The sequence below is a fragment of the Pseudomonas sp. CM25 genome (assembly GCF_013179705.1).
Taxonomy (GTDB): domain Bacteria; phylum Pseudomonadota; class Gammaproteobacteria; order Pseudomonadales; family Pseudomonadaceae; genus Aquipseudomonas.
The window spans coordinates 1-11,512 of sequence record NZ_JABMCW010000176.1 but is presented as its reverse complement, the minus strand read 5'-3'; the positions used below and the strand labels follow the sequence as shown (position 1 = coordinate 11,512).

General features: G+C 56.4%; 9 protein-coding genes and 4 pseudogenes. 7 read left to right on the top strand and 6 right to left on the bottom strand.

All coding sequences use genetic code 11. From position 1 onward, the window contains the following. The coding region (locus HP546_RS18110; RefSeq protein WP_172228029.1) for a CheR family methyltransferase at window positions 1-4,069 on the top strand (4,069 nt) is incomplete at its 5' end. A 73-nt stretch (window positions 4,070-4,142) separates the two neighbouring features. Here the strand turns inward: HP546_RS18110 and HP546_RS18105 are convergent. Next, window positions 4,143-4,535 (bottom strand): DUF1652 domain-containing protein, encoded by a 393-nt coding sequence (locus HP546_RS18105; protein ID WP_172228027.1) that lies wholly within the window; start codon window positions 4,533-4,535, stop codon window positions 4,143-4,145. A gap of 767 nt (window positions 4,536-5,302) precedes the next feature. On the opposite strand from HP546_RS18105, the pseudogene HP546_RS18100 reads away from it, so the two are divergent. Beyond that, window positions 5,303-5,657, top strand: a pseudogene (locus HP546_RS18100) (termination factor Rho). A gap of 42 nt (window positions 5,658-5,699) precedes the next feature. On the opposite strand, the gene HP546_RS18095 reads toward HP546_RS18100, so the two are convergent. After that, window positions 5,700-6,224, bottom strand: a complete 525-nt coding sequence (locus HP546_RS18095; RefSeq protein ID WP_172228025.1) for a cupin — start codon at window positions 6,222-6,224, stop codon at window positions 5,700-5,702. On the opposite strand from HP546_RS18095, the pseudogene HP546_RS31460 reads away from it, so the two are divergent. Further along, a pseudogene (locus HP546_RS31460) lies at window positions 6,214-6,601 on the top strand (thiamine pyrophosphate-binding protein); the annotation flags it as partial. The gene HP546_RS18095 and the pseudogene HP546_RS31460 sit on opposite strands and share 11 nt — an antisense overlap. Window positions 6,602-6,884: 283 nt before the next feature. Here HP546_RS31460 and HP546_RS31455 read toward each other — a convergent pair. Next, a pseudogene (locus HP546_RS31455) lies at window positions 6,885-7,156 on the bottom strand (hypothetical protein); the annotation flags it as partial. Between the two features lie 318 nt (window positions 7,157-7,474). Between HP546_RS31455 and HP546_RS18085 the strand changes: the two are divergent. Beyond that, complete coding sequence (locus HP546_RS18085) at window positions 7,475-7,693, top strand: general stress protein (protein WP_172228023.1); 219 nt, start codon at window positions 7,475-7,477, stop codon at window positions 7,691-7,693. 553 nt (window positions 7,694-8,246) lie between these two features. After that, a complete protein-coding gene (locus HP546_RS31875) occupies window positions 8,247-8,429 on the top strand; it encodes a YHYH domain-containing protein (protein ID WP_372242446.1) in 183 nt (60 codons plus the stop codon). Window positions 8,430-8,490: 61 nt separating this feature from the next. Here HP546_RS31875 and HP546_RS18075 read toward each other — a convergent pair whose 3' ends face one another. From HP546_RS18075 to HP546_RS18065, 3 genes are read right to left on the bottom strand one after another with little or no spacing between them, the layout of a single operon-like run. After that, window positions 8,491-9,213, bottom strand: coding sequence for a TraX family protein (locus HP546_RS18075; RefSeq protein WP_172228021.1), 723 nt, complete (start codon window positions 9,211-9,213; stop codon window positions 8,491-8,493). After that, on the bottom strand, window positions 9,210-9,650 hold the full coding sequence (locus tag HP546_RS18070; protein WP_172228019.1) for a YqaA family protein: 441 nt from the start codon (window positions 9,648-9,650) through the stop codon (window positions 9,210-9,212). The genes HP546_RS18075 and HP546_RS18070 overlap by 4 nt, the downstream gene beginning before the upstream one ends. A 29-nt stretch (window positions 9,651-9,679) precedes the next feature. After that, window positions 9,680-9,997, bottom strand: a complete 318-nt coding sequence (locus tag HP546_RS18065) for a metal-sensing transcriptional repressor (RefSeq protein WP_172228017.1) — start codon at window positions 9,995-9,997, stop codon at window positions 9,680-9,682. Window positions 9,998-10,508: 511 nt separating this feature from the next. Between HP546_RS18065 and HP546_RS18060 the strand changes: the two genes are divergently transcribed. Both HP546_RS18060 and HP546_RS18055 read left to right on the top strand, forming a co-directional pair. Further along, window positions 10,509-11,246, top strand: coding sequence for a HupE/UreJ family protein (locus HP546_RS18060; protein WP_172228008.1), 738 nt, complete (start codon window positions 10,509-10,511; stop codon window positions 11,244-11,246). An 11-nt stretch (window positions 11,247-11,257) separates the two neighbouring features. Continuing rightward, window positions 11,258-11,512: pseudogene (locus HP546_RS18055) on the top strand (hypothetical protein); the annotation flags it as partial.

The window sequence follows — 11,512 nt, the reverse complement described above, 5'->3', positions numbered from 1 at the left end:
GCGCAAAGACGTAGTGCCAAGCGAGCTGCCATTTCCGGTGGTTGGCATCGGTGCGTCGGCGGGGGGCATCCAGGCGCTCCAAAAATTTCTCGAGAACATGCCAGCCGATAACGGTATGGCATTCGTGGTGGTGCTACATCTCTCGCCCGATCACGAAAGCGTCATTGACAGAATTCTCGCTTCGAGCACCAAAATGCCCGTTCAACAGGTGACCGGGCGCTGCGAGATCAAGCCTAATCACGTGTACGTGTTGTCGCCCGCCAGGCAATTGGCGATGAACGATGGCTACCTGCAGGCCAATGTTGCAACCCGGCCTCAGGGGACTCATGTTGCCATCGATTTGTTCTTTCGAGACCTGGCAGACGTTCACAAGCACCGCGCATTTTGCCTGGTGCTATCGGGAACCGGTTCGGACGGCGCGGTGGGTTTGTCGCGAATCAAAGAGCAAGGCGGCGTGACGCTAGTGCAGAACCCGGAGGATGCGGAATTTGATGGCATGCCACGGGCTGCAATCGAAACGCAGTTGGTGGATGTCATATTGCCAGTTGCCGAGATGCCGCAAAAACTGCTCGATCTGTGGCGCAACGCTCAAACGATTCGACTCCCCGCCTCCAATGCCTTCCAGCCTTGCGACGCCGTCGCGGTTTCCCCCGAATATGACGATGAATACCTGCTGGGGCAAATACTCGCTGTGCTGCGTAACCGTACCGGGCATGATTTCAAACACTACAAGCGCGCGACAGTGCTGAGGCGACTCGAGCGTCGCCTGCAGGTGACGACCCAAGCTGACCTGGCCGCCTACCTCACCTACATTGAAACCCATGCCGAAGAAGCCAAGGCGCTATTAGGTGACATGTTGATTGGCGTCACCAATTTCTTCCGCGATCGTGAAGCGTTTGAAGCGTTGGAACGAAGCGTTCTCGGCGAAATTTTCGCACGAAAGCCTCAGAACCCTTCCCAGCGAGAAGAGATTCGCATCTGGTCGGCAGGTTGTTCGAGCGGTGAAGAAGCCTATAGCCTCGCGATCTTGGCAATGGAGCATCAGTCGCTGGAAAACAGCGAGCGCAAAATTCAGCTGTTCGCCACCGATGTGGATGAGCGCGCCATTGCCAAAGGCCGCGCCGGGCAGTTCTCCGAAGCCATTTTGACCGACGTCCCACCTACCCGTTTACGCCACTACTTCGTCAAGGAAGGATCGCACTACCGGATCAACAAGGAAGTGCGCGATGTCGTATTGTTTGCCAAGCACAACATCCTGGCGGATCCGCCGTTCTCGCAAATCGACTTGATTGTCTGCCGCAACTTGATGATTTACCTCGACCGCGAAGTTCAACGTGAAATTCTGCAAATGTTCCATTTCGCGCTTCGCACCGGTGGCTACCTGTTTCTGGGCTCATCCGAGTCCGCCGATGTGTGTCCTGAACTGTTTGTCGCCATTGATAAGCGCAATCGTATTTATCGCGCGAAGCTCAGCAGTACGGAACGGCGTTCGCCTACGATTCCACGCGCAGGCTATGTGCGCAGCGGCACCGATGAGTCTGTACCCGTAGTGCCCAAACGTGCCGGGAAAATCTCCTTCGCCGATATCCATCGGCGTGCACTGGAAAGCATCCAGCCGCCCAGCCTGGTGGTCGACGGCAATTTGGATATTCTGCACCTGGACAACGGGGTGGGGCGTTTTCTGCGGTATGTCGCCGGTGAAGTTAACCGTAATCTGGTCAATTTGATCGACCCTGCACTGCGTCTGGAGTTGCGCACCACGCTTTACCAGGCCCAGCAAAGCGGTAAGCGGGCGAGCTCGCGCGTGGCGACACTCAGCGACGAACGTGTACGCGTGCTCATTGAGCCATACCGCGACGAAGCCACCGATCATGACGTGTTCCTGGTCGTCTTTCAGGTTAGCCCGCCGTCTTCGCCTGAGCGGCAAGAGGCATCGTCGAGCGCGGGCGACCCTGCCTTGACCGTGCTGGAAAAGGAACTGCATCAAACCAAACTTCAACTTCAGGAGACCATTGAACAGTCGGAAGTCTCGAGTGAGGAGCTCAAAGCCTCGAACGAGGAAGCCCAAGCCATCAACGAAGAGCTGCGCTCAGCCACGGAGGAATTGGAAACCAGCAAGGAAGAGCTGCAGTCGATCAATGAAGAACTCTTGACCGTCAACTACGAGCTGAAGACCAAAGTCGAAGAAACCGACAAAGTCAACGACTACCTTAGCAATTTGATAGCGTCCACCGACATCGCGACCATCTTTGTCGATAAAAGTATGCGCATTCGTTGGTTCACGCCCCGTACTACCGATATTTTCAACATGTTGACCAGCGACACGGGCCGCTCCTTGCTAGACATTACCCACCGGCTGGATTATCCGCAGCTGACCGACGATGCGGCGGCTGTATTTGAAACGTTGAATATCATCGAACGCGAAGTCCCCAGCAACAACCAGCGCTGGTATATCGCCCGCTTGCTGCCGTACCGGTCAAACGAAAACCTGATCAATGGGACGGTCCTGACGTTCATCGACATTACCAAGCGCCGCGCCGCTGAAGAAAGCCTGCGACTGGGGCAGGAACGCATGCGCTTGGTAGCGGAAAGTACTCACGATTTCGCCATCATTGTCATGGACGAACACGGCATGATCAGCGACTGGAACACGGGCGCAGAGATGATTTTTGGTTATGTCAAAGAGGAAGTTATCGGCAAATACTTCGAGCTGATCTTCTCCGCCGAAGACCGCGCCAGCGGCGTACCGGCAGAGGAGCTGCGCAAGGCCCACCTGGAGGGCCGCTGCTTAGACGAGCGTTGGCATGTGCGTAAAGGGGGGGAACGCTTCTACTGCAGTGGCGAAGTCGCCACTTTGACAAGTGACTCACTCACCGGTTATGTAAAAATCGCCCGCGACCTCACTGGGCACAAGCGCATGCAAGAGCAGCAAAGCCGTATCCTTAAAGAAACCCAGACCAGCAGTCACATGAAAGACGAGTTTTTCGCCGTGATGTCTCATGAGCTGAAGCACCCGTTAAACTTGATACAGCTCAATGCTGAAATCTTGCGACGCGTACCCGCAGTTCGGGCAGCGGAGCGCGCCAGCAAGGCCGTGGATACCATCAGTGATGCGGTTGCCAGCCAAGCGCGAATCATTGACGACTTGCTGGACGTCGCCCGTATTCGCACAGGCAAACTGAAACTCAAAAAGCAGCCGATTGAAATCACGGCCATCCTGGAAGAAATCTTTGCCGTCGCCTCCAGCGAATGTCCTGAAGGCCGCCTCACGCTCGAGATCGAGCCTGAGGCCAGGGGTGACTACTGGGTGAACGGCGATGTCACGCGCCTTGAACAAGTGATTTGGAATTTACTCAACAATGCCCTGAAATTCAGCGCAGCGCATCCCGTCATCCAAATTATTGTCAAGCAAGTGAACGACACGGTGAAACTGCAATTTGTCGATAACGGGGTCGGGCTGACGAAACAGGATCTGGATCGTGTATTCAACCTGTTCAGTCAAGCCACGCATCAGCATTCCACGCACAAGCGGGAAGGCCTTGGCATTGGCTTGTCTTTGGTTCGTCAGCTGGTTGAAGCCCATGGTGGAAGCGTTGCGGCCTCTTCGGCAGGTATCGGCCTTGGCTGTACCTTCACCGTCACTTTGCCGCTTTGTGCTCAGTCATCGGTCAATGGGCCTTCCCAGGATCCGGTGCAAGCTGCGCGGTTGCATGGCATCAAGATTTTGCTCGTCGACGACTCGACCGAAATATTGGACGTCATGCAACAGTTACTTGAGATGGAAGAAGCTGTGGTGACGGCATTTCATGATCCCTTGCAAGTGGTCGAGCACGCCAAAGTTACCCACTACGATGTCATTATCTCGGACATTGGCATGCCGGGTATGGATGGACATCAACTGGTTGGTGAACTGCGCAAGATCAACCATTTGCAGAAGACGCCTGCCATCGCTCTTTCGGGCTATGGTGACAAGGTATCCTCTACTCTATCCGGATTTGATCAGCACCTGACCAAGCCTGTGCAGTATGAGGTACTGATAGAAACTATCGAAGGATTACGCATTTCGTAAATTCATATGTTATTCCACTGAGGCTCAGCCGTGAGCACCGCCGAACCGCAACGTACTCTATCGCCAGGGCGGCCTACGGGTCGCGCCGTGGCCCCACTTCTACAGAAACAGCTACGTGCACCACGTCTACTGCCGTCAGTCCTGCGAGTTGAATCCGTGCATCTGCAATCAAACCGGCAATTTCACGGGCGGAATTAAGGACCTGTGAATCAACCGCCTGCAGCACAACACTTTTTTTGGGGTCGCGATAGCTCGTAAGGCTCAAGCTCAGGAGGTCTCCAGCTAACGTGCACCTGCAGACATCTGGTAGAAACGCGCGCTCTATCAGCTGGAGAATTTCTAGATTAGATAGCCCATACAGATCCATGATCATTCCCTCAGGCGTTTTAATTTTGAGGTTGAACTCCCATGCCTGTTCAAAAATTCTGCCCTGCTGCGATACCTTACCGGGAGCGTTTTTCTTCAATGACCATGTCCTTTATCCGTTCGGAGGCAGATGGTATCTGCACCTAAACTTGGGAAGCGGGCGAGGCTCAGGAGTGCCTGCAGCTAGACAAGTGGCGTACGAGCTCGTCGAAGTCGGGCCTTTTCAGTTGAAAGCCTTTCATCAGAATGGGGCGTCTGTTCACCCGCTTCGGGAGGTAAGCGCTCTTGATCCTCCCAATCCGTCGATCGCGATCGGCCTTACCCTGACCCGGCCTTTCTGCATCAGAAGCTTCCGTCGCTCTGCGGGCACCCTTCGGTAAACAGCAGGCCGAACACAAGGTGAACGACCAGAGAGTTTCACATGAAAGCAGAAAAAACGTACGCGTTGCTGCTCGCAATGTGCGTGGGTTGCGCGGCGCCACTTGCCCTGGCCGCCACAGACCTGAACGATCAGCGCGCCCCGGGAACGCAACCGCACAGCAATGGGCACATGAACGGCCAAGGCGGTGCGACAGGCTCAGGAACATTAGCCGTTGGCATGGGCACGGGTAATGGCGGTACCCATGACAATGGAACGGACAACTCGGGAGGTACGGTACCGATGCTGACTCGGGCTCCGGCGTCAACGGGGGGATAGTAGCGGTGCAGATCCGGCGAGTGGCTCAACCGGTAGTGGATCAGGTGCAGGATCGGGCAGCTAGGTGGATGGCCAAATGGCGGTGGATCTCCCGTTCTTGCGTTTCTGCTTGTCCGTATATTTTGTCACCGCGTGGCATGGCATTCACTCCTGAGTGAGTTGCTTGATCAATGGCGAAACTGAAACGCCGAGCCATGCACATCGAGCAATTTTATGAGGACAAGGGCGTGGGCAAGGACGAAGCCGAAGCGCGCGCCTGGGCCACCGTGAACAAACAATTCGGTGGCGGTGAAAAGCCGGGAAACTCGGGGAGCAGGACCTCCGTCGCGCGAGAAGAAGACCGCATGCATGGATTCAGCCAAGCGCGCCGCTGAGTCTCGCCAGGGGCATTCACGCTCTTCGCGCGCGTCGCTGGAATCGCAAAGCAAGGAAAGCCTTATGAAGGAGGCGCGCAGCAAAGGCATCAAGGGGCGCTCGAGCATGAGCAAGGCCCAGTTGGTCGAAGTCCTGCGAAAACAGGGGTGATCGGAGAAGGTCGCCGCAGCGTAAGGCTCACTAGCCCCACACTCAACTCCATTGCGTCATCAACATGCCCCGAATACCGAAGACGGGGTCTTGTTCAGGGCATGGCACCTGGGCGATGCGCGCTAGATTGCGCGGGTGTGCTGCTCTGTCGGGCCGCTGAATGTCGTAGTCTTCCTGCCCATGGGGATAGGCGCCGACCACCAGGAAGCTATCGCTGCACTCGGTACAGCGATGGCCCGTGCCTGCTGGCAGCACCAGCACATCACCCCGCTCCACGCTCACGCTCTGCCCGTATTCTCCGCCAAGCGTCAATCGGGCCCGCCCACAGGCAATCCCGAGTGCTTCATGAGCGTTCGGGTGAAAGTGGTGATAATCGAAAATCCCGAAGCGCCAGAGCGGGGTCCATTGATGAGCGGCAAACATCGCTTCGAATTCGCTGGCAGTGTCCCCCATCGGATCGAGCTTCAACCGGTAGAACAGCACGGGAAAACGGCTGTTTGGCGTCGCGCCGTCGTCTTCGAAATACAAGGCCTGCACGCTTGCATCTTCCGTATTCATGAGCGTCATGATGCATATCCTGATGGGGTTATCGGTACACCTTCGAACCCGTCGGCTGTTGCCAGGTTCCAGCCGGCAGACGGGTGCACGTACCGTTGAAAATTTCCCGCCACGTGCCAAGTCCAGACACCCATCGATAACAGAACGGGAGCAGGCAATGACCGGCACGGTAGGCGACTTTCTGGTGGGACCGTTGTAATCAATGGGGCGTACGGCGCATCTTCGGTTACCCCGGCGACGGCATCAATGGCGTGTTCGGCGCGCTGAGCCGGGCCAACGGCAAGATCGAATTCATCCAGGCCCGCCATGAGGAAATGGCCGCCTTCATGGCCAGCGCTCATGCCAAGTTCACCGGCGAGCTACGTGTTTGCATGGCTACATCCGGCCGCTTGATACCGCGTGGGCCAGCAACGCCCCAGACACCCAGGCCAACCAGCGGCAGCGCGACGATCAGCTGGGCCCAGGCCGCTTTGCCTCCAAGTGGCAGGAGGGGTATCGACGGAGGTTGGAGAAAGCCGAAAGACAATACGCCGCTGCTGATCGGCGCAGCGGCGCTGGGAATCCTTGTGGGTTTTTCAATCACGCATTCACGACGCAGGGATACAAGAGACGGTCTGCGTACCGAGAAATGAGCGTGGTCTCATGCGAGAGCACGTTCGATCCCAACCGTGCTGTCGAATTCGTGGGATTTACCGGACGATAATCCTCCCCTGCTACCGCTCTCAGGTAAGCAGCGTCGGCCTCCAGACGAAGATCGCGCCATTCCTGCCAGGAGATAATCCCCCGACGATCCATCTCATCGCCTGGCGAAGCAATTCGTCGTGATAGTCGTCCGGCGAGTCCATTCGTAAAGCCCTACTTTCCAGCACGCGGTACCACGCTGCCAAACAGTTGAGCTTCAGCAATTGGGTAGCACAAAGGTTTTTCTCGAACGTTCGCATCAGGAAGCCTCACACGCTGATGAAAGGTTGAGTCACGAACATTCAAGAGGTTCAGTAGAGCGGTGTCAGCGGCGTAGAAGCGTCCAGAGGGTCGCTTGACCACGCCGGCGTGGCTGAAGGTTCGGCGTCTGCAGACTGGATGCAAGCTTGATCCTTCCCAAACGTTCGCGAACAAAGCTTAAGGACGCCACACACGCCTGCACCGGTTCTTTCGCGCAACCCGTCGGCCTTGGCCAAAACCCAAGGAGCAAACACCCCGCGCCGCGACGTCCGAGTTGAACACAGACTTACTTGTGTGACGACATGAGGTGAAAGATCATGGCTAACAACCCAACCAATCGTGGCCATCAAGGTGGTACTGCTCAGACCAATCCTGGCAATTTTGCCAATGATCGCGAGAAAGCGTCGGAGGCAGGTCACAAAGGCGGGCAGAGCTCAGGAGGCAATTTTGCCAACGACCGTGAGCGTGCCTCCGAGGCAGGCCGTAAAGGCGGGCAAAACAGCCACGGCGGCGGTGGCGGTAGAGAGAACCGCTAACTGGCGGTGATTCAGTGCCAGGGCAATTGCTGCCCTCGCACTTTTTCTGTTGAATAGCCATCAGGAGACCCTCTCCTTCCACGCTTCGTATCTGGCAAGGAGCGGCTGGACACTCAACCCATGCAGCAGAATGCTCAACGCCACCATCGACAGCACCAGGTTGATGCTCTGTTCGGCCAAGGTGGGAGGGCATAGAACAGGTACTAGTGGATTTTGAGAATTAAAACTGTCGCAACCGGGCCCGAAATTCGCGGGCTCCAGCGTCACGTTGAGAAAGGGAAAAACTGTCGCTAGCTCCTGAAACACTGATTCTGGCCCAAGTGTCTGAGAATTAAAACTGTCGCAGCCTGCAACGGCGCGGCCTAGCGCGCTTTCTCCCCAAGCTAAGGATGGTTCTCGGTCTACGTCCCGTCGCCCTCAACCCTGCGCGGCTGGATAGTCCCAAGCGAGTAGATCCAAAACCTGGACAACGCCAGAATCTGCAGGCGCATGGTGTCCAGATCCATCTCGACATTCGCTACCCCAACGAGTCCAACCAAGCGGCTGCTCTCCACTGCGCTCCGATCGGTCGCGAACGGATGTCCAGCATTTCCAATGCCCCCAAGCGAGGTCAGGAACTGCACCAGCACGTCTTGCGGAGTCGTTCTCCTCAGTTGCTGCCTTCGCCCACAGCGGTGGTACCGACTCCAAGGGTTGCCATACCAATCACAAAACTGGTGAGCGCCACTGCCACTAAGGCAGTCAGCAGGCCCGGTGAGTGCTGGCGTTCTTGACCTTGAGGATGCCAGCCGCAACGACTACAGCAGGTTGCGAATGCCCAGTAATGCCACCAAGTGGCCGGGATAGAACCAGTAGCTCCACTGCGTAACGGGTAAGACCCTAAACGGCAATCGGGCCCAGAACAGGGCCAAACCGAGCAGAGGCGCCAAAGCGGCGATGAGCAGCGAAAGGATGGCGAATGGCTCAAGCTGCGCCGCCCGTTCAAAAAGCCCCGTCCTCGTATTGATCGCCACACACAACGCAACCGGCAATAACGCAAATAGCTCTGGCCGCCTGATGGCTAGGACTAAGGCGGCCGGTACCAATACTCCATAAAAGCCATACATCAGCGGCTCACTCAGCAAATAAGCTGCCGCGATAGCTCCAACCGCTAGCACCAGACTTTCAAACGTCTGATGCTGAACGCCCCAAGCTACTAGCAGGCCAAGCGCCAAGGTCACCAGCACGTTAAACGTCCCCGAAGTCCCAACCATTCGGTAAGGCACTTCCGAGAGAACAGCGAACAGCAACAACAGTGCGAGATATCGGCCATTGCTGCGGGTAAACAGCTCGCCTGGCTGATTGCGCGAAACGTTGATGGCCAAGGCCACGCAAAAAAAGGGAAACGACAGACGGCCCAGCACAAATAAGTCGCTGGTTGCAGGCCAAGCCAGGCGCATGTGATCAAGCACCATCGTGACCAAAGCGATCCATTTGATGAGGTCCTGACCGGCATGCCGCTCCGCCGATGCGTGGCTCATGGCATGCTCCCGAGCACCAAGAGCGTCAAGAGTAGGTATCGACCGCCTTTGGCGAGGCTAACCAGGAGTAGAAAACGCCAAAACGGTTCACGCATCACGCCGGCCACCAACGTGATTGGGTCCCCTATGATCGGAACCCAGCTCAGTAACAAGGACCAGTAGCCATACCTTTGATAGAAAGACTGAGCCTTTTCCAGCTTCGCCTCACTGACCGGGAACCAACGTTTGTGCTTGAAGTGCTCAACCCCTATGCCCAATGCCCAATTGGCTACCGAGCCAAGCACATTGCCTGCGGTGGCCACCGCCAGAAGGACGAGAGGAACGTAATGCTCCGATACGAGCATCGTGGCGAGCACAGCTTCTGACTGCATGGGAAACAGCGTTGCCGCCGCAAAAGCCGCCAGGAACAGGCCCAAATAGCTGGTGAATTCAAACATCGTCCGGACTACTCATGAGCGAGCGAGTTCTACAGGTATTTGGTGATCTGCTTGAACTCGTCAATCGCCGATCGATCCCCTTTGCTCAAGGCTGTTACCGAGTCTTCAAGGCAGTGGTCGATATGATCCTGGATCAGCGTGCGTTTAGCCTGGCACACCGCCTTCTCAACAGCATGAAGCTGCTGGGCAATGTCTACACATTCACGTCCTTCCTCGATCATGGCGATGATACTGCGCAAATGACCATCAGCACGCTTTAAACGCTTGATAATCGCGTCATGGCTTTGGTGTGTATGAGTGTGACCATGAGGGGCATCGTGCGGATGATCATGTGAGTGATCGGACATATCTTGAGTCTCTGTCGGTGATACATTACGCTTGAGATGCTATCCCCCCCTGGGGGTTAGGTCAAACGTGCGGCTTTCTGTTGAATCATCTAGAAAGGCTTCTTGATGTCTCGTCGTTTCCTGTCATCGAGCATGATCGTAGCTCTGGCTCTGGCCTTTATGCTGGCCTGGACAGGACACGCCTATTCGTTGTCGGTACCGACTCAAGCCTCAGGTCAAGATGCAGTGGCATCGAAGCACGGACATGACCACAGCGACGCCTCTGCCAGCTGCGGGCACTGCACCGACCATTACCACTCTCCCCTGACGCCCGACCATCAACACGAGACGCCGCAACTCTCCTCCGCACGCCATCTGGCACCGATCTTTGGCCCTTCTACTTCCGTGGCTTGGTCAGGTGACTCGGTACCTCACCCGCCAATTTTCCGGATCGAACGCCCCCCTCGTCCTGTTTTTGCCGCCTGACCCTGGCCGCTCTGCGGCTCTCGATCACTGCAAAAAGGATTGATCCATGCATCTACACTCGATACCGGGTGGAGGCGTGTTCGCTTCGCGTGCTCGCCATTCCATCTTCCTCTTGTTCCTGTTCGTCGCGTCATTGCTCATCGGCATGCCAGAAGCCTTGGCACACGCCGTAGCGGAAGGCGACAAGGGCTTCATCCAGGAAAGTTCTGGGGTCATGTTGATCCCGTTCATCTATATGGGCGCAAAGCACATGATGACGGGGTATGACCATTTGCTTTTCCTCTTCGGCGTCATCTTCTTCCTTTACCGCCTCAAGGACGTTGGCCTCTACGTCACGCTGTTCGCTGTCGGTCACTCGGTGACGTTGCTGTTCGGCGTGCTGACGGAGATCAGCATCAGTTCCTACATCATCGACGCCATTATCGGTTTCTCCGTGGTTTACAAAGCCATGGATAACCTGGGGGCGTTCAAGCGCTGGTTTGGTATTCAGCCCAACACCAAGGCCGCGACGCTGATCTTCGGCCTGCTGCATGGCTTCGGCTTGGCCACGAAGATCCAGGAGTATGAGATCTCCTCAGATGGCCTGATCCCGAACCTTCTCGCCTTCAACGTCGGCGTGGAGATCGGTCAGTTGCTCGCGCTGAGCGCCATTCTGATCGTGATGGGCTTCTGGAGGAGAACCGGTGGATTTTGGCGTCATGCCTATACCGCCAACGTTGCCATGATGAGCGCCGGCTTCCTGCTGATGGGTTATCAGCTGACTGGCCTGTTTGTTACTGCTTGAGGATCTTCAGAATGTTCAACTCCCCACTTCCTTCGGCAAATGAACTGCCGAGCGGCCGTCAACTCGTGCGCTCCACTGCAATCGCCTTAGCTGTGGCCATGGGCTTGCTGGTTACTGTCGTCATGCCATCCGAGTATGCGGTTGACCCAACCGGGCTGGGCCGTGCCATGGGTCTGACCCAGATGGGCGAAATCAAGATAACCCTTGCCCAGGAAGCTCTGGCCGACGAAGCTGCCGCGAAGAATGCTGCCCCTGCACCTGCTGCT